20 protein-coding genes are annotated in these 20,369 nt (G+C 69.6%); 10 read left to right on the top strand and 10 right to left on the bottom strand.

The features are described from left to right. Positions 1-8: 8 nt before the first annotated feature. The 4 genes from DN051_RS04235 to DN051_RS04220 form a co-directional block, all read right to left on the bottom strand. Positions 9-872: a carbohydrate ABC transporter permease gene (locus DN051_RS04235; RefSeq protein WP_053757789.1), complete on the bottom strand. Its 864-nt coding sequence runs from the start codon at positions 870-872 to the stop codon at positions 9-11. Between the two features lie 6 nt (positions 873-878). Continuing rightward, on the bottom strand, positions 879-1,838 hold the full coding sequence (locus DN051_RS04230) for a carbohydrate ABC transporter permease (protein ID WP_079000612.1): 960 nt from the start codon (positions 1,836-1,838) through the stop codon (positions 879-881). A gap of 10 nt (positions 1,839-1,848) precedes the next feature. Beyond that, positions 1,849-3,114: a sugar ABC transporter substrate-binding protein gene (locus DN051_RS04225; protein WP_053757788.1), complete on the bottom strand. Its 1,266-nt coding sequence runs from the start codon at positions 3,112-3,114 to the stop codon at positions 1,849-1,851. 92 nt (positions 3,115-3,206) lie between these two features. After that, positions 3,207-4,271, bottom strand: a complete 1,065-nt coding sequence (locus tag DN051_RS04220) for a LacI family DNA-binding transcriptional regulator (protein WP_053757787.1) — start codon at positions 4,269-4,271, stop codon at positions 3,207-3,209. A gap of 379 nt (positions 4,272-4,650) precedes the next feature. Between DN051_RS04220 and DN051_RS04215 the strand changes: the two genes are divergently transcribed. The 6 genes from DN051_RS04215 (at position 4,651) to rfbC (ending at position 10,473) form a co-directional block, all read left to right on the top strand. Next, positions 4,651-5,100, top strand: coding sequence for a MarR family winged helix-turn-helix transcriptional regulator (locus tag DN051_RS04215; RefSeq protein WP_112442046.1), 450 nt, complete (start codon positions 4,651-4,653; stop codon positions 5,098-5,100). Between the two features lie 523 nt (positions 5,101-5,623). After that, on the top strand, positions 5,624-6,664 hold the full coding sequence (locus DN051_RS04210) for a glycosyltransferase (RefSeq protein ID WP_199314882.1): 1,041 nt from the start codon (positions 5,624-5,626) through the stop codon (positions 6,662-6,664). 168 nt (positions 6,665-6,832) lie between these two features. Continuing rightward, positions 6,833-7,900 carry a glucose-1-phosphate thymidylyltransferase gene (locus tag DN051_RS04205; protein WP_112438012.1) on the top strand — a complete coding sequence of 356 codons (1,068 nt, stop codon included), beginning with the start codon at positions 6,833-6,835 and terminating at the stop codon, positions 7,898-7,900. Further along, the gene (gene rfbB, locus DN051_RS04200) at positions 7,897-8,901 is read left to right on the top strand and encodes a dTDP-glucose 4,6-dehydratase (protein WP_053757784.1); all 1,005 of its coding nucleotides are present in this window, start codon (positions 7,897-7,899) and stop codon (positions 8,899-8,901) included. The genes DN051_RS04205 and rfbB overlap by 4 nt, the downstream gene beginning before the upstream one ends. Positions 8,902-8,948: 47 nt before the next feature. Next, positions 8,949-9,806 (top strand): dTDP-4-dehydrorhamnose reductase, encoded by an 858-nt coding sequence (gene rfbD / locus DN051_RS04195; protein WP_112442044.1) that lies wholly within the window; start codon positions 8,949-8,951, stop codon positions 9,804-9,806. Between the two features lie 55 nt (positions 9,807-9,861). Next, a complete protein-coding gene (gene rfbC / locus DN051_RS04190; protein ID WP_425471805.1) occupies positions 9,862-10,473 on the top strand; it encodes a dTDP-4-dehydrorhamnose 3,5-epimerase in 612 nt (203 codons plus the stop codon). Between the two features lie 10 nt (positions 10,474-10,483). Here the strand turns inward: rfbC and DN051_RS04185 are convergent, their stop codons facing one another. Next, positions 10,484-11,383: an AraC family transcriptional regulator gene (locus DN051_RS04185; RefSeq protein ID WP_112438011.1), complete on the bottom strand. Its 900-nt coding sequence runs from the start codon at positions 11,381-11,383 to the stop codon at positions 10,484-10,486. An 81-nt stretch (positions 11,384-11,464) separates the two neighbouring features. On the opposite strand from DN051_RS04185, the gene DN051_RS04180 reads away from it, so the two are divergent. Then, entirely contained in the window at positions 11,465-12,214 is a 750-nt protein-coding gene (locus DN051_RS04180) for an SDR family oxidoreductase (RefSeq protein ID WP_053757782.1), read from the top strand. A gap of 109 nt (positions 12,215-12,323) precedes the next feature. Here DN051_RS04180 and DN051_RS04175 read toward each other — a convergent pair whose 3' ends face one another. Then, positions 12,324-12,662, bottom strand: a complete 339-nt coding sequence (locus tag DN051_RS04175; RefSeq protein ID WP_112438010.1) for a nuclear transport factor 2 family protein — start codon at positions 12,660-12,662, stop codon at positions 12,324-12,326. A gap of 112 nt (positions 12,663-12,774) precedes the next feature. After that, on the bottom strand, positions 12,775-13,578 hold the full coding sequence (locus tag DN051_RS04170; protein ID WP_246040915.1) for an SDR family oxidoreductase: 804 nt from the start codon (positions 13,576-13,578) through the stop codon (positions 12,775-12,777). Positions 13,579-13,727: 149 nt separating this feature from the next. Between DN051_RS04170 and DN051_RS04165 the strand changes: the two genes are divergently transcribed. The 3 genes from DN051_RS04165 (at position 13,728) to DN051_RS04155 (ending at position 16,020) form a co-directional block, all read left to right on the top strand. Further along, positions 13,728-14,684 carry an AraC family transcriptional regulator gene (locus tag DN051_RS04165; protein WP_112438008.1) on the top strand — a complete coding sequence of 319 codons (957 nt, stop codon included), beginning with the start codon at positions 13,728-13,730 and terminating at the stop codon, positions 14,682-14,684. Between the two features lie 124 nt (positions 14,685-14,808). Next, the gene (locus DN051_RS04160) at positions 14,809-15,393 is read left to right on the top strand and encodes a TetR/AcrR family transcriptional regulator (RefSeq protein ID WP_053757778.1); all 585 of its coding nucleotides are present in this window, start codon (positions 14,809-14,811) and stop codon (positions 15,391-15,393) included. A 99-nt stretch (positions 15,394-15,492) separates the two neighbouring features. Further along, positions 15,493-16,020 carry an NAD(P)H-dependent oxidoreductase gene (locus tag DN051_RS04155; RefSeq protein ID WP_053757777.1) on the top strand — a complete coding sequence of 176 codons (528 nt, stop codon included), beginning with the start codon at positions 15,493-15,495 and terminating at the stop codon, positions 16,018-16,020. An 88-nt stretch (positions 16,021-16,108) separates the two neighbouring features. On the opposite strand, the gene DN051_RS04150 is transcribed toward DN051_RS04155, so the two are convergent. From DN051_RS04150 to DN051_RS04140, 3 genes are all read right to left on the bottom strand, one after another. Next, entirely contained in the window at positions 16,109-16,456 is a 348-nt protein-coding gene (locus tag DN051_RS04150) for a DUF6233 domain-containing protein (protein WP_053757776.1), read from the bottom strand. Between the two features lie 138 nt (positions 16,457-16,594). Continuing rightward, positions 16,595-16,954 (bottom strand): hypothetical protein, encoded by a 360-nt coding sequence (locus tag DN051_RS04145; protein WP_162624844.1) that lies wholly within the window; start codon positions 16,952-16,954, stop codon positions 16,595-16,597. A gap of 183 nt (positions 16,955-17,137) precedes the next feature. Beyond that, positions 17,138-20,335, bottom strand: a complete 3,198-nt coding sequence (locus tag DN051_RS04140; protein WP_112438007.1) for an alpha-L-rhamnosidase — start codon at positions 20,333-20,335, stop codon at positions 17,138-17,140. Positions 20,336-20,369 lie beyond the last annotated feature (34 nt).

Here is a 20,369-nt window from a genome sequence, read left to right as displayed (position 1 = left end):
GAACCGTCCTACTTGACCGATCCGCCGGTGATCCCGGCGGCGATGTACTTCTGGGCGACGACGAGCAGCACCGCGGCCGGCACGGCGGAGAGCACGGCGGTCGCCATCACCGCGCCCCAGTCGCTGACGTGCGCGCCCACGAACTGGTAGATGCCGAGCGTGATCGGCTTGACGTCGTCCGTGGTGTTGAGCGTCAGCGCGAAGATGAAGTCCGACCAGGCGAACAGGAAGGTGAACAGACCCGCCGTGATCAGCGAGTTACGGCTCATCGGCAGCACGATCCGGATGAACGCGGTGAACCGGTTCGCTCCGTCCACCATCGCGGCCTCCACCACCTCGGTGGGGATCGAGACCATGAACGCCCGCAGCAGCACGATCGAGAACGGCAGCCCGAGCGAGGCGTCCGCGAGGATCAGGCCCAGGTAGGAGTTGACCAGTCCCAGCTCCGCGTAGGCGCTGTACATGGCGTTGGCGATGACGATGCCCGGCACCATCTGGGTGATCAGCGTGGTGAAGACGATCGTCTGACCGCCGCGCAGGCCGAACTGCGCGAGTCCGTAGGCGGCCGGCGCGGCGAGCGCCAGACAGACGACGACGGCGCCCAGCGCGACGCCGAGGCTGGTGAGCAGCGAGCCGCCCTGGGTGCTGATCGCCGTGTCGAAGTTCTTCAGGCTCGGCGCGGTGGGGAACCACTCGGTGGCGGCGACGCTCGAGTCCGGCTGGAGCGCCGTGTTGAGCATCCAGTACACCGGGAAGAGCAGGACGGCGAGGATCAGCAGCGCCGCGGTGGTGTTCCAGGCCGAGCGCAGGCGCACGGAGCGGGTGGGCCGGTTCGCCGGCACGGCCGCCGGCAGGTTCGTCGGTTGCTTCATCGTCGGTCACTTCCCCTTGCCGAAGTCGGCGCGGTTGGCCCGCAGGTACAGCACGGCGAAGAGCGCGCTGATGAGGATCAGGACATTGCCCACGACGGCGCCCTGGCCGAAGTCGAGCTGCAGGAAGGACAGCTGGTACGTGACCGTGCCCAGGGTCTGCGTGGAGTCGGCCGGCCCGCCGGAGGTCAGGGCGAGGATCAGGTCGAGGATCTTCACCGTCGACATGAAGCCCAGCACCAGCACGACGGTGATCACCGGCCGGAGCATCGGCAGGGTGATGCTGCGGAACGTGCGCCACGGGCCCGAGCCGTCCAGCGAGGCGGCCTCGTACACGTCACGCGGGATCTCCTGGAGACCGCCGTAGAGGATGACCATGTTGAACGGGATGCCGACCCAGATGTTGACCAGCACCGCCGACAGCAGCGCCACACTCGGGCTGCTGAGCCACGGGACACCGTCCGCGGGCGCCAGGCCGATCGCGTGCAGCACGGTGTTCAGCATGCCGTGCTCCTGGTCGAGGATCCGGCGCCAGACGACGGCGGACACCACCATGGGGACGAGCCAGGGCAGCAGCAGGACGGCCCGCACCATTCCGGACAGCCGGAAGCGCCGGGAGAAGAAGACGGCGAGGGCGAGACCGATGGTGAACTGGCCGAGCAGCGAGCCGACGGTGAACAGCAGTGTGTGCCACAGCGCGTCGCCGAACAGATCGTTGGCGAAGACGGCCCGCCAGTTGTCGAGACCGTTGAACGGGGCCTCGCCGGTGAAGTACGTCTTCGGTGTGTAGTGCTGGAAGCTGATGAGGATGTTGTTGACGAGCGGGTAGCCGAAGAACAGCCCCATGTAGGTGAGGGCCGGGGCGACGAACAGCCAGCGCAGCAGCCGCTGGCGCCTGGGTGCACGGCCCGTCTTCGAGTTCGTCTTGCCGGTGCTCGCGGCGGGCGCGATCGAGGTGATGGTGGTCATGGCCGCTTCCTCACTTCCCTGCCGAAGCCTGCTGCTGTGCCCGGTCCATGGCCTGTTCCGGGCTGGTGCGCCCGGTCAGCACGGACTGGAAGGCACCGGCCAGCGCGTCACCGACGATGGGCCATCCGGTGCCGACCTTCGCGGTGCGGGACCGGGCCGTGGTGACCAGCTCGGCGAACGGGGCGAGCTTCGGGTTCTGCTCCGCGTATGCCTGGGCGGCCGAGGCGCGCGTGGGCACGTTGTTCACGGACTCGCCCCACTGGAGCTGGTTCTGCTCGGAGTTCAGGCAGTTGAGGAGGTCGCCGGCCCGCTTCTCACGGGCTCGGTCCTCGTTCTTCGGTACGGCCATGACGGTGCCGCCGATGGGCGGCACTGCGTCCTTGCCCGCCTCCGGGACCGGGATCTTCGCGACGGCCCAGTCGACGTTCTTCTGGGCGCTGAGGACCGGGACCTGCCACGGACCGTTGATCATCATGGCCGCGCGGCCCGCCACGAACTGGTCGTTGACGTCCTGCTGGTTCCAGTTGACGACCGACCGCGACGCGGACCCGTCCGCCAGCAGGTCCTTCCAGAGCTGGAGCGCGGCTTCGCCCTTGCCGTTGTCGAGCTTCGCCTCGTCGCCGCCGGCGGACCAGAAGAAGGGCAGGAACTGGTACACGCCGTCCGCGTTGGGGCTCGCGCTGAAGGCCATTCCGTAGGTGTCGCCCTCGGTCAGCTTCTTCGCGGCCTCGCGCAGCTCGGCCCAGGTGCGCGGCGGGTCGATGCCGGCGTCCTCGAGGAGCTTGGTGTTGTAGATCAGGGCCAGCGAGTTGACGGAGCGGGCGACGCCGTACTGGACACCGTCGTACGAGCCGAGGGAGGTGGCGCTCGCCGAGAAGCCGGACGTGTCGACGCCGGCCTCCTTCAGCGGACGCAGTCCTTCGGTCTGCGCGAACTGCGGCAGCTCGGAGCCGTCCAGCTCCAGGATGTCGGTGAGCGAGTCGGACGACGCCATCCGCAGCGTCTTCGACGCGATCTGGTCGGCGGGCACACTGATCTGCTCGACCTTGATGCCCAGCGGCTTGGCGCAGCGGTCGAAGAATCGCTGGTTGGCGGTGTGCTCGGCGGTGTCGGTCGCCGAGTTCAGCACGGTGACGGTGCCCGGGTCGGGCTCCGCGGCGCAGCCGGTCAGGCCCAGCGCGGCAGTGGCGCACGCCAGGGTCGCGGCGAGCGCGGGAACACGCTTGCCTCCTGCTCTGGCGATTCCTGCTCTGACGCGTCCTCCTACGGAGGGCATGATCGTTTCTCCCTTACATGTGCGGCTCTGGACATGCGGTGATCTGGCGCAGTCCGGGTGGCCGTCCGTGCCGTACGGGCGGCCCGTCCTGCTCAGTCGCTGGGCGGCGGGGCGATGGCGGGCCCGGCCATGCGCGGCTGGATCGGGTGGTGTGGTGCTCCGGGGGACGCGTTCGAGTCGCGTGCCTTCGTGCGGAGCGCGGCGGAGGCTGGTTCCGGACCGCCGTAGCCGAGTTCGACGGCCGCGATGGCGAGTCGGGCCACGGCGGCGGACATCTCGGCGACGGGCAGGTCGATCCGCGGCAGATGCCGGATGCCCAGCTCGTCCGGGAGGCTGCCGACGAGGACCACGGACAGGTCCTGGGGGATCCGCCGCCCGGCCGAGGCCACCGCGTCCAGCAGGTGGGGCAGGAGGATCAGGTGCTGGACGACCAGTGCGGTCGGCGCGGGGGTCGTCGTGAGTGCCTCGTGCAGTCGGTGTGCGAGCACGTCCGGATCGCGGTGCGAGGGGACCACGCGCACATCGGCGCCGGTTTCGCGGGCCGCGCGCCGGGCGCCGTCGAGGCCGTGCAGCGCGTATCCGCGACGCGCGGCCACCTCGTGCTCGGCCGACGACAGGAAGACGATTCTTCGGTGGCCGGCCGCGGCGGTCTCGCGTACGGCGAGGGCGACAGCGGCCTCCCAGTCGAGATCCGTCCAGGGCAGTCCGGCGTGGCCGTCATGGCCGAGCAGCGCGGCGGGGAACCCGAGTTCGTGCAGGACCTCTATTCGGGGGTCGCGTTCCTCGACCGCCATCAGCACGGCCGCGTCCGCGAGTCCGCTGCGGGCCACCCGGCGCAGTCCGCCGACGCCGTCCTCGTCCGTGATGAGGAGCACGTCGTGGTCGTGGCCGCGGGCGGCGTCGGTGACGTCGACGGCGAACCTGCCGTCGATCGCACGGTACTCGCCGGGCGCGCGCGGCACGGCCAGCGCGAGCACCCGGGTGCGGGCGCTGCGCAGGGTGCGCGCGCTGGCCCGCGGGTGGTAGCCGAGCTCGTCGATGGCGGCCTGGACCGCCCGCCTGGTCTCCTCGGAGATCTTGCGGGATCCGCTGAGGACGTAGGAGACGGTGCTCGGCGCCACACCCGCGCGTTCGGCAACGTCCTTGATCGTGGTCATCCTCGTCCTTGTCCGCCGTCTGAGGTGTGTACGGTTCGGATCGTCGAATCGATTCGACAGTTGGCCTCACCGAGGACGTCGAATCGATTCGATGATCGGCGTGACTGTAGACAGGACGGATAGTTGAAGGCAATACCGTGACTGATACATCACATCCGCTGGCATTTGCCGGAATTATCTGGTTTTGTTCGATCAAACCGGCGGCCTGAGAGTGAACTGCACGACAACGCCCGGGACTTGGTCGGGGGTGTGAGTCCCGGTCCGCGGTGCGGGCCGTCGAAACCTTGATCGTTTCCGGTGCGGTGTCCCTGTGCCGCGGCGGTGCGGGGCGGTGCGGGTTGGCTCAGTTCCGGACAATTACACTGTCCGCGTGGCCGACATGCCGAGGCTTGAGCCCCTCTCGCCGGACGAGGAGGCGTTCCTCCGCGCCCTGGGAAAGGTGATGGCTTCCCTGCCCCGTGTCGTGGACGCCGACATGCTCGCGGAGCAGGGCATCAACGGCAACGAGTACATGACGCTGGTGCACCTGTCCGAAGCGCCGGACCACCAGATGCGCATGAGCGAGCCGGCCAACATGTTCGGGCTGTCCGTGAGCGGCATGACCAGGGTGGTGCAGCGCCTGGAGAACCAGTCCCTCGTCGTACGTGTGAGATGCCCCGACGACGGGCGGGCCTGGCTCGCGATCCTGACCGGTTCCGGATGGACGCGCCTGAAGCGGGCCTGGCCCTCGAACCTCGCCGCGATGCGCCGGCATGTCTTCTCGCGCCTGGAGGGGTGCGACCTGCCGGCCGCCGCCGGGGTGCTGGAGCGCATCGCGCCTTCGCCCTGAGGCGCTCGCGTCACCGGCGGGAGCCGCCGAGGTGCTGGAGTGCACCGCGCCTTCGTCCTGGGGCCGGTGTGCTGTCGGTCGAGGATCGCCGGACCGCCTGAGCGTTCGTGACCGGTGTGTGGGCCGGGCCGGACGTCGCAAGCGGTGTGCCGTCGGGTGTCGACGCCGCCCGACTCGGGTCGCGCGGCGACGGCAATTCCCGCGCGGCGCAAGGGCCTTGCGTCATGGCGGGGCGGCCCGTTCGGGCGCCTTTGGGGCGCGTCGCGGTGTGATGGCGACGGCAGTGACCTTCCGATCGCGACCTTCCCCGCCCTCCGGGCGGGAAGTTGACGGATCAACTACCACCCTCTAGGTTGATCAGTGATCTAGTTGACCCATCAAGGGTCTATTACGGTTCCTGCATCTGAGACAGAAATCGAGAACCATGCGCATACTGCTTTCTGCCACGCCGATCCATGGTCACATTCTTCCCCTGATTCCGTTGGCCCGGGCATTTCGCCTGCGCGGGGACAGCGTGGCCTTGATGGGCGCAGAATCAGCGGCGTCCATTATCGCCGGTGAAGACATCGAGTTCCTGCGCGCAGGAGCTGGGGTGGAAGTGTCGGTGGCGGAGGTTCTGCGCACCACCGGACACGATCTGTTCAAGGGCGTCACCCTCGAGACGGAAGCGGAGTTCTTCGCCGGGGCGCGCGTGGACCTGACCATCGAGGAGGCCGTCGCCGCGGCGCGTGCCTGGGAGCCGGACCTGATCGTCTCCGAGCACCTGGACTTCGTGGGCCCGCTGACGGGTGCGATCCTGGGCGTGCCGGTCGCCAATCTGGCCTACGGCCCGGTGCTGGCCGCCCAGAGTATCGAGGAGACCACGGCTCGGGTCAGTAAGCGGTATGAGTCCCGCGGCCTGCAGTACGAGGCGGCGCGCTGGTACCTCGACACCTGCCCTCCCGCGTTGCAGCGGCCGGGCTGGGTGGCTCCCGAGAACTGGATCGGCATCCAGCCCCAGGCGCACCGTGCTGCGGGGCAGGTGCCGCCGGCCAGGGTGGAGCGCGGCGAGGGCCGACCGCGTGTCCTGGTCACCGCCGGAACGTCGTACGCGGCGCCCGAGGTTGTCAGCCCGCTGCTGCGGGAGCTGCTGAAGCAGGACATCGACGTGCGCGTCACCCTCAACAGGGCGTCCGCTGAGGACTTCGACGTGGACGTCGCCGCGGTCGGCGGGCTGGAGTTCGTCGGTTTCACCCCGCTCGCCGAACTGCTGCGGGACGTCGATGTGGTGGTGACCCACGGCGGAGCGGGCACCGTGCTCGGCGCACTGGCCGAGGGTCTTCCGATGGTCGTGGTGCCGCAGGGCGCGGACCAGCCCGTTCAGGCCGAGCGTGTGGGCGCCGCCGGTGCCGGCATCGCCTTCCCGATGGGTGAGGCACCCCCTCAGAAGGTGGCCGACGCGGTCCGCACCGTCCTGGCGGAACCGAGCTACCGGACCGTCGCGGAGAAGATCGCCACGGAGATCGCCGACTACAACACCCCTGCCGAGGTCGCGGAGCGGCTCGCTTCGGCCATCTCGCGGTAGGGCCTCGGCGCGACAGTCCTCCTGCCCGTGCCGGGCATGCACCCACGGGGACGGCAAGTCGACGTTCCACGACGGCCGGCTCGCCGTCCCCGCACCCACGGGGGCGGCAAGTCGACGTTCCGCGACGGTCGGCTCGCCGTCCCCGCACCAGACCACAGGAAGCTCACAATGAAGGCTCTCGTCCTCGCCGGGGGCGCCGGCACACGACTGCGACCCATTACCCACACCTCGGCGAAGCAGCTTGTGCCCGTCGCCAACAAGCCCGTGCTCTTCTACGGCCTCGAGGCGATCGCCGAGGCGGGAATCACGGATGTCGCCGTGATCGTCGGATCCACCGCCGCGGAGATCCAGCGCGCGGTGGGCGACGGATCGCAGTTCGGGATTTCCGTCACCTATCTTCGGCAAGACGCACCGCTGGGTCTCGCCCATGCCGTACTGATCGCCCGCGAATTCCTGGGCGACGACGATTTTGTCATGTACCTCGGCGACAATTTCATCGTCGGAAACATCACGTCCCTGGTGGACTCCTTCCGTACGGAGCGGCCCGACGCGCAACTCCTCCTCACGAAGGTGCCGGACCCGACCAGCTTCGGCGTCGCGGAGCTGAACGCGACCGGTCGCGTCGTGAACCTCGAGGAGAAGCCGAAAGAGCCGAAGAGCGATCTCGCGCTGGTCGGTGTCTACCTGTTCACCTCCGCCATTCACGAGGCGGTGCGCTCCATCGCACCGTCCTGGCGTGGTGAGTTGGAGATCACCCACGCCATCCAGTGGCTGATCGACGAGGGCCGGGACGTTCGTTCCACGACGATCTCCGGGTACTGGAAGGACACCGGGAACGTGACCGACATGCTGGAGGTCAACCGCTCGGTCCTGGAGACGGTCGAGCCGGTCTGCCTCGGCACGGTCGACGCCGAGAGCGACATCGTGGGGCGCGTCCGGATCGAGCGGGGCGCGAAGGTCAGCGCGAGCCGCATCGTGGGCCCCGCGATCATCGGCGCCGGAACCGTCGTCACGAACGCCTACATCGGTCCGTTCACCTCGGTCTCGGAGGGGTGCCGGATCGAGGACAGTGAAATCGAGTACTCGATCCTCTTGCCGGACTCCTCCGTCGTCGGAGTGCGCCGGGTGGCGGCGTCCCTGATCGGCCGCAACGTGGAGGTCACCCCCGCTCCCCGCAATCCGTCCGAACACCGTCTCATCCTCGGCGACCACAGCAAGGTGCAGATCTCCTCATGACGGATCCGTACACGCGCCGCACCCGGATTCTCGTCACCGGTGGGGCCGGCTTCATCGGCTCGCACTACGTCCGTACGGTGCTCGGACCGCAGGGTCCGGGTGATGTCGCGGTGACCGTGCTCGACAAGCTCACCTACGCCGGCAATCCCGCCAACCTCGACGAGGTCCGTGGCCACCCCCGGTTCACCTTCGTCCAGGGCGACATCTGCGACAGCCGACTCGTGGCCGAGCTGATGGGTGAGCACGACCAGGTGGTGCACTTCGCCGCCGAGTCCCATGTGGACCGCTCCATCCACGACGGCGGCGAGTTCGTCCGTACGAACGTGTTGGGCACCCACACCTTGGTCGACGCGGCGTACCGGGCGGGCGTGAAGAGGTTCATGCACATCTCCACGGACGAGGTGTACGGCTCGATCGACAAGGGTTCCTGGCCCGAGACCGACCCCCTCGCGCCCAACTCGCCGTACTCCGCGGCGAAGGCGTCCAGCGACCTGATCGCGCTGGCCTACCACCGCACTCACGGCCTCGACGTGCGGGTGACGCGCTGCTCCAACAACTACGGGCACCATCACTTCCCCGAGAAGGTCATCCCGCTGTTCATCACCAACCTGCTGGACGGCAGGAAGGTCCCGCTGTACGGCGACGGCGGCAATGTGCGCGACTGGCTGCACATCGACGACCACGTGCAGGGCATCGAACTGGTCCGCACCGAGGGACGTCCGGGGGAGGTCTACAACATCGGCGGAGGAACCGAGCTGTCCAACAAGGAACTGACGCAGCTGTTGGTCCGGGCGTGCGGAGCGGACTGGGACAGCGCTGTCGAGTACGTCACCGACCGCAAGGGCCATGACCGCCGCTACTCAGTGGACTGCGCCAAGATCCGTGAGGAACTCGGCTACGAGCCACGCAAGGACTTCGCCGAAGGACTGGCCGAGACCGTGCAGTGGTACCGCGACAACCGTGCCTGGTGGGAAGCCTTGAAGGAGCGAGCGGCCCTGTGAACGGCCGGGTGAGCGCGAGCGGTTGGCTCGTCACGGGCGCGGGCGGAATGCTGGGCCGGGACCTGCTGGCCAGGTTGGCGGTGGGGGGTGAACCCACGACCGGCCTCGACCGGGCGGCTCTCGACATCACCGATGCCGAAGCGGTCCGGGGAGCCCTCGAAACGTACCGCCCCGCCGTCGTGGTCAACGCCGCCGCGTGGACCGCGGTCGACGACGCGGAGACGTACGAGGACCGTGCGCTGGAGGTCAACGGCACCGGACCCGGCACACTCGCACAGGCGTGCCGCGACAGCGGTGCCGTGCTGCTCCAGATCTCCACCGACTACGTGTTCGCGGGCGACGCCGCCACGCCGTACGCGGAGGACGCGCCGATCGCGCCGCTGAACGCGTACGGACGGACCAAGGCCGCGGGTGAGCGTGCGGTGCTCCGGACGCTGCCCGACACAGGCTATGTCGTACGGACGGCGTGGCTCTATGGCGCGGGTGGCAAGAACTTCGTCCGCACGATGACCGAACTGGCGGCCACCGACCGGTCCCTGGACGTGGTCGGCGACCAGAGAGGCCAGCCCACCTGGACGGTCGATCTCGCCGATCGTCTGGTGCGGCTCGGCGCCGCGGCCGTCGCGGGCACCGCGCCCGCCGGCGTCTACCACGCGACCAGCTCGGGCGAGACGACATGGTGCGGTCTCGCACACGAGATCTTCGCACTCCTCGGTGCCGATCCCGGGCGGGTCAGGCCCACCACCAGCGAAGCGTACAGACGACCCGCGCTCCGCCCCGCCTACAGCGTGCTCGGCCACGAACGCTGGCGGGCGGCCGGAATCGCCCCGATCCGCGACTGGCGTGAGGCCTTGGCGGAGGCGATCCCGGCACTGGTCGAAGCGGAGACACCGGCCCGTTCATGAGCCCGCGCGACGCGCGGACCAACGCCTCGGCGCAGGCCGGGAATCAGAGGACGTGATGCATGTGAAGGAACTCTCCATCGACGGGGCCTGGGTCCTCGAGCCTCGGATACTGCGGGACAGCCGCGGCAGTTTCCACGAGTGGTTCAAGGCGGACGCCTTCGCCGAGCACCTCGGGTACAACCTGACGCTGGCACAGGCCAACTGCTCGGTGTCGGCCAGGGGGACGCTGCGCGGCGTCCACTTCGCGGACGTGCCGCCAGGTCAGGCCAAGTACGTGAAGTGCCTGCACGGTGCCGTCCTCGATGTCATCGTGGACATCAGAGTCGGATCGCCGACGTTCGGACAGTGGGAGGCGGTCCGCCTCGACGACGTGGACCACCGTGCCGTGTACCTGAGCGAGGGACTCGGCCACGCCTTCATGGCGCTGACCGACGACGCGACCGTGGTCTATCTCTGCTCCGAGGGATACGCGCCCCGACGGGAGCACGGCATCGATCCGCTGGATCCCGAACTGGGCATCGAGTGGCCGGACATCGTGCCCCTGCTCTCCGACAAGGATGCCGCGGCGCCGTCCCTCGCCGAGGCGCGCGCGTCCGGCCTGCTGCCGTCGTACGCCGCGTGCCGGTCCCACCTGGACGAGCTGAGGGCCGCGGCCACACATCCGTGAGCCACATCGGTCACCCGGCCGGCAGCCGTGCGTACTGACCGGGTGGCCGGCCCGCATACCGGCTGAACGCGGTGCTGAACGCGCTGGCCGAGCCGTAGCCGATGCGCTCGGCGATCTCCGCCATGCCCAGGTCCCGCCGGCTCAGGAGATCCTTCGCGACCGCCATGCGCCACGCACGCAGGTACTCCATGGGGGACAGACCCACATTTCTGGTGAAGCGGTCGAAGAACGCCGATCGGGACAGCGCCGCCGCCTTCGCGAGCCGGTCCACGGTCCAGGGCTGTTCGATACGTTCGTGCATCTGCTGCAGCACCGGTGCGAGCCGGGGATCCGCCAGGCCGCGCAACAGGCCGGGAGGCGCGTGCACCCCGGAGGTGTTGCGCAGTGCCTCGATGAGCAGCACCTCCACCAGCCGGGTCAGGACGAGTTCCTTGCCCGGTCGGCTCGCGATCCCTTCCTCCCGGACGAGCTGGACGAGCACGGCGAGCCTCCCGACGTCGCGCACATGCACGACGTCGGGCAGGAGTGAGCCCAGCAGGGCGGTGTCGGGGGAGGCGAAGACGAAATTCCCGCCGAGCATGCGCACGTCCGGGTCCTCGTTCTGCGGGTGGTGCGCCTCGTTCGTGCCGCGCGGTGCGAGCTTCGGGTCACGGACGGGCGGGTCCACCGGCGTGAAGCCCGACAGGGTGAAGGCGGGCGTCGAGGGCAGCAGGATGAAGTCGCCCTGCTCCAGAGTGATGGGCGCATGCCCGGCGACGGTGAGCAGGCACCGCCCTTCCAGGACCACGCAGAAGCCCGGCTCCCCGAACTCCGAGTAGCGCACGCCCCAGGCACCGGCGCCGCTGATGCTCTTGGCGAACACCGCCCGCGGCCGCAGCAGCTCGACCACCTGGGCGAGGGGATCGCTCATTCCACGCTCCCGGACTTCTGATAACTAATTGCGGACTCGCAATTATAGATAGTCCGGCCCGGCGCTCATAGCGTGGTGGGCATGAAGACAGTCCTGATCACTGGTACCTCATCCGGATACGGGCGGCAGACCGCCCTGCACTTCCACTCCCAGGGGTGGAACGTCATCGCCACGATGCGCACGCCGCGCGCGGACGTCCTGCCCGAGTCGGACCGGCTGCGTGTCGTCGCCCTCGACGTGACGAAGCCCGAGAGCATCACCGCCGCGCTGGAGGCGGCGGGGCCCGTCGACGTCCTGGTCAACAACGCGGGCGTCCCGTCCATCAGCGTGTTCGAGGGCATTCCCATGGCCCGCGTCCGGGAGGTCTTCGAGACCAACACGTTCGGCGTGATGGCGATGACCCAGGCGGTGCTGCCGCAGTTCCGTGAGCGCGGCTCCGGTGTGGTCGTCAACGTGACCTCCAGCGTGGTGCTGGGGCACATGCCGCTCTCGGCCGTCTACAAGGCGAGCAAGATGGCCGTCGAGGGGTTCACCGCGTCCCTCGCTCTCGAACTCGCGCCCTTCGGAGTGCAGGCGAAGACGGTCGAGCCGGGCGCCTGTCTGACCACGAACTTCGGTGCCAGGGCTCTGAACGGCAGGCGGCTGGAGGAGATGGTGCCGGAGCCCTACCTTTCCTGGGCGGAGAAGGTCATGGCCGACTTCATGGGCCAGGACGTGTACACCCGGGAGAGCGACGTGGCCGAGACGGTGTGGCGCGCCGCGCACGACACGACCGGCCGGCTGCGCTTCCCGGCGGGCGCCGACGCCGTCCGGCTCGCCGAGGCCAAGTGATCCGGCCTCGGACGCGGCGACACCCCGCTGATGCCGTGAGCCGGCCCCGTGCACACGCACGGGGCCGGCGACGGCGGACTCCGGGGCGGCCGGGCGCCCGACCCGCTGCTCAGTCGGAGATGGTCAGCGCCGAGATCCGTCCGTCCGCGATGCTGAAGTGCAGGTAGCGGTCGACGGGGCTACCGGGGAAGTCGCCGTCGTAGGTGGTCTCGGCGACCACGAAGCCGGGTCCGGGGACGGTACGTCGGATCGTGCAGTCGAGGGTGAAGTTCGCTGCGAGATCGGCCAGCCAGTCGTGAACACCGGCCGCGCCCTGGTGGCTCCTGCCTTCGTCGCGGACGACGGCGTCCGGCGTGAAGACCGAATCTGAGAGCTCCGCCAACTCGGCGACGGGGGTGGTCAGATAGGTGGCCACGCACTCGGGAAGTCCAGCGGCAGTGACGGTCATCGTTGTCTCCTACTCGGTACGTCGATTTCTCGGTGAGTCGATGTGTCTGTACGGGGATGTGCCGCTACAGCGATGTGCCTGTACGGCGATGTGTCGGTTCGGTCCGGCGCGTTCACACCGTGGGCTTGCTGCCGCCGTCGATGACGTGCTCCGCGCCGACGATGGCCGAAGCGCGGTCCGAGACCAGGAACGCGACGAGTTCGGCGACCTCGTCGGGCCGCGACGGCCGGCCCAGAGGGATGCCGATCCGGGCCATGACGCTCTGCCGCGCCTCCTCGTAGGTGCTGCCGCTGCTGTCCGCGACGGCCGCGACGAACGAGCGCCCCCAGTCGCTCTCGGTGAATCCGGGCGTGACGCTGTTGACCCGGACGCCGTGCGGAGCGACCTCGTTGGCCAGGCCCTTGCTGTAGTGGGTCAGCGCCGCCTTGGCCGAGCCGTACGGAACCCGGTTGGGGTTCGGTGCCGACCGTGACAGTGACGACACGTGCACCACCGCGCCGGACCCGCGCTCGACCATCCCGGGAACGAGGGCACGATCCAGGCGCGCCGGTCCCAGCACGTTGATGTCCATGACCAACTGCCAGACGGCGTCGGCCTGGCCCAGCAGCGGGACGTGTTCGCCCCCGTCCGCACCGACGTTGTGCACGAGGATGTCCACCCCGCCCATGTGCCGGGCGACATGGCGGGAGATGGCCTCCACGCCGGCCCGTGTGCCGATGTCCGCCTGGACGAACAGCTCCGAAGGCCGGTCGCCGGGTGCCGACCGGGCGCCGAAGGCGACCTGGGCGCCCGCGCGGCTCAGCCGCTCGACGACGGCTGCCCCGATTCCGCGGGTGCCGCCCGTGACGAAGGCGCGTTTTCCGGAGAATTCGAGTTCATCGCTGACCGGGTTGCTGTGGTGCGCTGGGGATGTCACTTCTCGGCTCTTTCGGCTGTGGTGGTTCATGGCCCCGGAACAGGGCACTCCATGAACCTAAGGACTCCGGAATGAGCCGTTCAATGCCTGTCTGTCTCCGATCATTGTCTGATCGTCCTCCTCCCGGCGGCTGACATACCCTGCCGGTCATGGATGTTGTCAGCGATGCCGTCAGTGCCATCCGCAGCGGGCGCCCCATGTCCGCCCGGACGCACCTCGCCGCGCCCTGGGGTCTGGAGTTCCCCGCGGCGCAGGGTGCCGGGTTTCATGTGGTCCTCCAGGGAAGTTGCTGGCTGCTGCCCCCGGGACCGGGCGAACCCGTGGCGCTGAGCAGCGGGGACGTCGTGTTCGTGGCGCAGGGGCAGCGGATCGCGCTCGCTGATCACCCGGAGCGCCGGCTCGTCCCGGTGACTCAGGAGATGGACGACGCATGGCGGCCGGCCCGCCCGGCCCGTTCCGGGCCGACGACCGTGCTGATCTGCGGTTCCTACCAGCTGGACCAGGTGCGCCAGCACCCCGTTCTCCAGCAGTTGCCCGCGTACATCCACATCCCCAAAAGGGTGGGGCACCACGGTTCGCTGAGTTCCGTCATCGACCTTCTCGGCAGCGAGCTGGACGCCCGCCGCCCCGGAACCGACGCGATCGTCCCGGCGCTGCTCGACACGATGCTGCTGTACATCCTGCGGGCGTGGTACGAGGACGAGGCCGCCCAGAGCACCGGCGGCTGGGCCCGCGCCCTGCACGACCCGGCTGTCAGCGCCGCGCTGCACCACATCCACCGGGAGCCGGGCCGCGCCTGGACCGTGGCCGAGCTGGGCACTCGGGCCGGCTTGTCACGGGCGGCCTTCTCCCGGCGTTTTTCATCGCTGGTCGGCCAGTCACCGCTGGCGTACCTCACCTGGTGGCGCATGACCATCGCGGGACGGCAGCTCCAGGGCACCGACACCGCCCTGCGCACCATCGCCCAGCGCGTCGGCTACACATCGGAGTTCGCCTTCAACCGCGCCTTCAAACGGGAGTACGGCACGACCCCCGGCACCTACCGGCGCCAACACGCGGGGGCGTACGGAGCCGGCCCCGGCGACCTCGGACCCGACGCGATCTGAACGGTCCCGAGCAGCCGTTCGGACAGGAATCCGCGTGTGGTGCGGCACACATCGGCAGCGGACTAGACAGACCTGTCTGTTCGTTATGGTGGGTGGCACCGGAAGCGAGGAGGAGGTGGTTGCCATGGCAGGTACGGTGAAGCGCCCGCCCGCCCGTCAGCGGATCCTGGACACGGCGAGTGAGCTGTTCAGGGAGCACGGGCTGAGGGGTGTGGGCGTGGACCGCATCATCGATCAGTCCGGTGTCGCCAAGGCGACGCTGTATGCGCACTTCCCGTCCAAGGACGAACTGGCCGCGGAGTATCTGCGCCGGACCGACGACTCCTGGCGCGGGAAGCTGCGGGCGGCCGCGCTCGCCGCGGGGGACGATCCCCGTGAGCAGCTCGTCGGCATGTTCGACGCCGTCGCCGCCTCCTATCGCCGTCACGGATTCCACGGCTGCCCGTTCATCAACGCCGCGGCGGAGAGCGAGCCGGGGACGGCCGCGCACACCGTGACCGTCGAGCACAAGCAGCTGGTCCGGGAGTGGGTGCACGGGCTGGCCGAGGCGGCCGGCGCTCCTCAGCCGCAGGCCCTGGCACTCCAGCTCACACTCCTGATCGACGGAACCCTGGCCGCTGGCAGGCTGGAGCAGAACGAGGCCATGCCGGCCGCCGCCAAGGCCGCCGCGCGTGTCCTGGTCGACCGGGCGATCCCCGCACCGCACTAGTTGTTCGACGGCCCACCGGCGTATCGCCCTGCTCCGGGCGAGCCGGTCGGACCGCCCGAAAAAGACAGACAGGTCTGTCTGGAGAGAGAAGAAGCGCGTATGCCGACACGCACTCTGGTGCTGCTCGCCCATCCCGCCCTGCACCGCTCACGGATCAATGCGGCGCTGGCCGGCGAAGTCCGCGGACTGGACCACGTCACACTGCACGACATCCATGAGGCGTACCCGGACCGGGTCATCGACGTCGCCGCCGAACAGCGGCTGGTGCGTGAGCACGACGTGATCGTCTTCCAGTTCCCGTTCCACTGGTACTCCGTTCCCGGCTTCCTCAAGCAGTGGCTGGACGAGGTCATGCTGCGGGACTTCGCCTACGACACCGGTCCGCTGCTGGAGGGCAAGACGCTTCAGCTCGTCACGTCGACGGGCGGGGTCGAGGACGCGTACGGACCCGATGGCTTCCATCGCTTCACCATGGCGGAACTGCTGAGGCCGCTGGAGCAGACGGCGCACCGGATGGGTCTTGCGTACGCCGACCCGTTGGTACTGCACGACGCCCGCGGAACCAGCGACGAGGAACTCGCCCTGCACGCCAAGCGCTACCGGGAACTGCTGCTCGGATACGCCTGAGGGAGCCGCACCGGCCGACCCGCACGCCCCGCCCCGCATCCGGCGACGGCCGCCGCCGCGGCGGCCTGAACGCGGCGAACCCACGGCACTAGTCGAGGATTCCCAGCCGTGTGTCGGGTCGGCAGTGCGGGCAGGCGTCGACTCCGTCGGCCAGCGCCCGGACCGCCTGATCGCGTTGCACGCCCTTGGACCGCTTGCCTGCCATGTGGCAGTCGCCGACATGGACGTACACCGCGGTGCTCTCGCCGAGGCCCTGTTCGACGAGCCACTCCGGCGCGGGAGGCCGGGCGAGAAGGCGGCGCCGGCGTTCCGTCTCCCGGCGTTCCTCGTCGGCGATCCACCGGTCGATCTGTGTCAGGCCCGCCCTGGCCTGCTGGACGAACACGCGCCGGGCGAATCGCAGCAGCTCGAGGCGGGACGGCGGATCTTGGGTCACATGTCAGAGCGTACGTCCGATTTCCCGAGAAATCGAACGTGCGATCTAATCTGGTTCCGAGGGTGCTCGGCGGTGAGGGCCGCGCAGTCGATGTGATGCTCCGGGTGCGGGGCGGCGATGCCGGGCGTGCGCCAGGCCCTATTCGGCGCGCTGCGACGAGGGCGTGTTCGCCGGATCCATGATCTCCAGGGCTCCCTGGAGCCAGCCCTGGGCCGATCCCGTCTTCAGGGCGAAGCGCACCTGGGACAGCGGCCGAGCCAGGGGGTTGCTTCGGTGTGCGCGTCCCGCCTTCTCCGCGGCCTGGATCGCCTTGACGGCGAAGGCCAGCCGGTGCTGAAGATCGTAGGGCACCTTGACGTCGACCAGGTCGGCCGCGCAGGACGCGACCTTCTCCGCGGCACCGTCCAGTTCCGCGGCGCGGTGAATGCTGGAGGTTCCCTCGAAGGAAGCCAACAGCGTCCGGATTTCCTGAAGTTGGGCTATGGCATCGTCATGCATGCGCACAGTCTGCCGGACTCGGTGCCCCTGGGCACGCGAGGCCCGCCGCGGGCCTCCGCTCATTCGCGGACCTCTGCCCGGCCTGCCCGCGGACGGGTCGAGGCACGAGGAGCGCCGCGGGTGCGGCACTCCTCGTCGAGCTGCGGCCACCGAGCGGTGCTCACCGCTCGGCGGCCGGTGGGCTCAGGTCGCGAACTCGTGGCGCCCCGGAGCCGCGGAGTACACGGCGCAGCCGTCCTCCGTGCGCAGGAACTTCGCCGCACCATGGCTGACTTGATCCGCGGCACCGTCGCCGACGGGGACCCAGACCTCGGCCGTCGTGTTCGCCGGCACGGACAGTGACAGCCGGAAGCCGTCGTCGCCCGCGGTCCAGCGTGTGGTGATCGGGCCGTGCACCGACTCGAACCGCCCCTGGGCCCGGGTCACACCCCCACCGGGGCGCGGCCGGACGCGGATCGAGCGGAAGCCGGGAGCGGCCGGGGCGATGCCCGCGATGTTCGCGTACATCCAGGCACCGACGGACCCGTACGCGTAGTGGTTGAAGGAGTTCATGCCGGCGTCCTGGAAGGAGCCGTCCGGACGGATGGAGTCCCAGCGCTCCCACATCGTCGTCGCGCCCCGGTCGATCTGGTAGCCCCAGCTCGGGAACGAGCGCTGCGTCAGCAGCCGGTACGCGACGTCCGTGTGGCCGGTGTCCGTCAGTACGGGCAGCAGCCGCGGCGTCCCCAGGAAGCCGGTCGACAGGTGCCAGTCCTTCGAGCGGATCAGGTCGACGAGGCGGTCCGCCGCCGGACCCCTGTCCCCGTCGGCCAGCAGATCCATGGACAGGGCCAGCACATAGGCGGTCTGTGTGTCGCCCTTCACGCGGCCGCCACCGGTCACGTAGGCGGCACGGAACGCGTCGCGCACGGCGTGGAACAACTCCTGGTAGGGCTTGGGGTCCTTGCCGAGCGCCGCGGCCGTACGCCCCACCAGATCGGCCGCGTGCGCGAAGTACGCGGTGCCGATGACGTCCTTGGGGGTCTCGTCCTGCACGTTGAGCCAGTCCCCGTAGCCCTCGGCCGGCCGCAGGTACCCCTTGCTGTGCGCCTCCAGGTAGGCGAGCCATTTCAGCATCGACTCCCAGGACTCCTCCAGGACACGGGTGTCGCCGTAGGCCTCGTACAGCGCCCACGGGACCGTCACCCCCGCGTCGCCCCAGCCCGCGACCCCGTGGCCGAGCCCTCCGACGTTGGGTGCCACGTCGGTGAACGCCCCGTCGTCGGTCTGCGCGTCGCGCAGATCGGTGAGCCACTTGGTCAGGAACCGTGCCGACTCCATCGTGTACGCGGCCGTCGGGGCGAAGACGTTGATGTCGCCGGTCCAGCCCAGCCGCTCGTCGCGCGCGGGGGTGTCCGTCGGAACCGAGACGAAGTTGCCGCGCTGCCCCCAGGTGATGTTGCTGTGCAGTTGGTTGAGCATCGGCAGATTCGTCTGGAAATCCATCGTGAACGGCGCCGACGTGTGCACCACCCGCCCCACGACCGCGCTCAGCGGAGGCTTCCCGGGGTATCCGGTCACCTCGACGTAGCGGAAGCCGTGGAAGGTGAAGCTCGGTTCGTAGGTCTCCCGGCCCTTGCCCTTGAGGGTGTAGGTGTCGGTCGCGCGCGCCGTGCGCAGGTTCGCCGTGTACAGCGTGCCGTCCGGGTTCAGGACCTCGGCGTGGCGCAGCCGCACCTTCGTACCGGCCCTCCCGGACACGGTGAGGCGAACCGTGCCGACCATGTTCTGCCCCAGGTCGTAGACGAACACGCCGGGCTCGGGCTCGGTCAGCGTCCGCGCGGGCAACGTGTCCTCGACCCTCGTCGCGCCGTCGACCTGGGCGACGAGGGTCGCCGTGACCTTGTCGAGGACCTCTGCCTTCGTCCACCCGCGGTCGTCGAAGCCGGCGCCGGTCCAGCCTGCCGTCTCCAGCCGGGCGTCGTAGTCCTGGCCCGCCATCAGGTCGGCCTTCGTGACGGGTCCCGTGGCGGCGCGCCACTCCGGGTCCGAGACGACCGTCTGCGTCGTCCCGTCCGCGTAGGTGACCTCCAACTGGGCCAGCACCGCCGGACGTTCGCCGTACTGGTGGGCGCCGAACCAGGCGATGCTGCCTGCGTACCAGCCGGCGGCCAGGGTCACGCCGAGCGCGTTCCTGCCGGGGGAGAGCAGCTTCGTCACGTCGTAGGTCTGGTACTGCACCCGCTTGCGGTAATCCGTCCAGCCCGGCGCGAGCCTGTCCTGTCCGACGCGGTGGCCGTTGAGCTGGGCCTCGTACAAACCGAGCGCCGTCGCGTACAGACGTGCCCGTGTGATCCGTCCGCCCTTGAGCCGGAACTCGTGGCGCAGTTGAGCGGCGGGGGAGTGGGCCGGGGTCACCTTGCCCCATGGCCCGGCACCCCAGGCGGCGAGGACCTTGGCCGCGGACCAGGACGTGTCGTCGAACTCCGTCGTGGTCCAACTCCCGGACGGTTCCTTGTCGGTGACCTTCCACTCGGAGCCGGTGGGCACCCTGCGCACGGTGCCGTCCGCCAGCGTCAGTTCCAGCGTGCCGAGGAGGCCGGCGGGGCTCACCGAGGCGTTGGTCGCCGCCACCGCGACCACCGCCGGGCCGGAGCCCAGCTCCGCCGTGACGTCGGTGAGAGCGGGGCGGCGCCAGTTCTCGGCGGGGCCGTCCGCGTCCGCGTGCGCCACCTGCGTGCCATTGACGTGCGCCGTGTAGCCGTCATCGGCGTTCGTCACCAGGCGCGCCCGGGTGACGCCGGTCGGAACGTCCACTCGGAGCCGGAACCAGCGGGTCGCGGCCGGAGCGCTGCTCGCCGGGTCCCCCTCGGGAAACCAGATCCAGGAGGCGTCCTTGAGATCGGGTGCGCCGACCAGCGCGGCCGGTGCGGCGATCCAGTGTGCCGACCAGTCGTCCAGACCTGTCTCCCACCAGGACGGCGCGCTCCACTTCGACGCCTTTCCGGAGGCGTCCCAGACGCGGACCTGCCAGTGGTAACGGGTGCGCGCCGTGAGGGCCGGGCCCCCGTACGGCACCAGGGCCGAGTCTTGGGAGGCGACCTTGCCGCTGTCCCAGACGTCGGGGTCGGTGAGGCGGTTCACGGTCGTTGCGACCCGGACCTGGTACGCGCTCTGCGTCCCGTCGCCCGAGAGCGGCCAGGTGAGTCGAGGACGTGCGACATCGACGCCCAGCGGATTTCGGGTGTACTCGACGCTGGGAGCGGTGACATCCAGCGATGTTCGCGAAGAGTGCTGCGCGCCGGCGGAGTCGGGTGCGGCGGCCCGAGCGAGCGGTGCGGTGAGCGCGGTGGCAAGAGCGGCGGTGCTGGTCGTGCTGAGCAGTCGTCTTCTACTGATCACGAGCGGCTCCGAATCTGCGACCTTTTTGTAACGA

The sequence above is a fragment of the Streptomyces cadmiisoli genome (assembly GCF_003261055.1).
Taxonomy (GTDB): domain Bacteria; phylum Actinomycetota; class Actinomycetes; order Streptomycetales; family Streptomycetaceae; genus Streptomyces; species Streptomyces cadmiisoli.
This window is presented reverse-complemented; position numbering and strand designations above follow the sequence as displayed.

Bases quoted from the DNA above. Each gene is read 5' to 3' on its own strand.
- DN051_RS04165 (WP_112438008.1), top strand. From the start codon at position 13,728: ATGGATGTTGTCAGCGATGCCGTCAGTGCCATCCGCAGCGGGCGCCCC.
- DN051_RS04215 (WP_112442046.1), top strand. From the start codon at position 4,651: ATGCCGAGGCTTGAGCCCCTCTCGCCGGACGAGGAGGCGTTCCTCCGC.
- DN051_RS04175 (WP_112438010.1), bottom strand. From the start codon at position 12,662: ATGACCGTCACTGCCGCTGGACTTCCCGAGTGCGTGGCCACCTATCTG.
- DN051_RS04220 (WP_053757787.1), bottom strand. From the start codon at position 4,271: ATGACCACGATCAAGGACGTTGCCGAACGCGCGGGTGTGGCGCCGAGC.
- DN051_RS04160 (WP_053757778.1), top strand. From the start codon at position 14,809: ATGGCAGGTACGGTGAAGCGCCCGCCCGCCCGTCAGCGGATCCTGGAC.
- rfbB (WP_053757784.1), top strand. From the start codon at position 7,897: ATGACGGATCCGTACACGCGCCGCACCCGGATTCTCGTCACCGGTGGG.
- DN051_RS04205 (WP_112438012.1), top strand. From the start codon at position 6,833: ATGAAGGCTCTCGTCCTCGCCGGGGGCGCCGGCACACGACTGCGACCC.
- DN051_RS04230 (WP_079000612.1), bottom strand. From the start codon at position 1,838: ATGACCACCATCACCTCGATCGCGCCCGCCGCGAGCACCGGCAAGACG.
- DN051_RS04210 (WP_199314882.1), top strand. From the start codon at position 5,624: ATGGGCGCAGAATCAGCGGCGTCCATTATCGCCGGTGAAGACATCGAG.
- rfbD (WP_112442044.1), top strand. From the start codon at position 8,949: ATGCTGGGCCGGGACCTGCTGGCCAGGTTGGCGGTGGGGGGTGAACCC.
- DN051_RS04185 (WP_112438011.1), bottom strand. From the start codon at position 11,383: ATGAGCGATCCCCTCGCCCAGGTGGTCGAGCTGCTGCGGCCGCGGGCG.
- DN051_RS04155 (WP_053757777.1), top strand. From the start codon at position 15,493: ATGCCGACACGCACTCTGGTGCTGCTCGCCCATCCCGCCCTGCACCGC.
- DN051_RS04235 (WP_053757789.1), bottom strand. From the start codon at position 872: ATGAAGCAACCGACGAACCTGCCGGCGGCCGTGCCGGCGAACCGGCCC.
- rfbC (WP_425471805.1), top strand. From the start codon at position 9,862: ATGCATGTGAAGGAACTCTCCATCGACGGGGCCTGGGTCCTCGAGCCT.
- DN051_RS04145 (WP_162624844.1), bottom strand. From the start codon at position 16,954: ATGCATGACGATGCCATAGCCCAACTTCAGGAAATCCGGACGCTGTTG.
- DN051_RS04225 (WP_053757788.1), bottom strand. From the start codon at position 3,114: ATGCCCTCCGTAGGAGGACGCGTCAGAGCAGGAATCGCCAGAGCAGGA.
- DN051_RS04180 (WP_053757782.1), top strand. From the start codon at position 11,465: ATGAAGACAGTCCTGATCACTGGTACCTCATCCGGATACGGGCGGCAG.